This is a genomic window from Streptococcus sinensis (assembly GCF_000767835.1).
Lineage (GTDB): Bacteria > Bacillota > Bacilli > Lactobacillales > Streptococcaceae > Streptococcus > Streptococcus sinensis.
Window position 1 is genome coordinate 1 of the sequence record NZ_JPEN01000003.1, and the last position, 256, is coordinate 256.

Annotated in this window: 2 tRNA genes; both read right to left on the bottom strand. The window is 53.1% G+C overall.

The window, feature by feature from the left end:
• Positions 1 to 74 precede the first annotated feature (74 nt).
• A tRNA-Leu gene (locus SSIN_RS00095) sits at positions 75 to 160 on the bottom strand.
• Between the two features lie 5 nt (positions 161 to 165).
• Positions 166 to 237 (bottom strand) — tRNA-Gly (locus tag SSIN_RS00100).
• Positions 238 to 256 lie beyond the last annotated feature (19 nt).

Genomic DNA, 256 nt, shown 5'->3' on the forward strand with positions numbered 1-256 from the left:
TCGAACCTCTAACCGCCTGATTCGTAGTCAGGTACTCTATCCAGTTGAGCTAAGGGTGCTCTTTTAAACTCTCATGCCGAGGACCGGAATCGAACCGGTACGATCGTTGCCAATCGCAGGATTTTAAGTCCTGTGCGTCTGCCAGTTCCGCCACCCCGGCCTCAAAGCGAACGACGGGATTCGAACCCGCGACCCCCACCTTGGCAAGGTGGTGTTCTACCACTGAACTACGTTCGCATCTGTATAAAAAAATGCC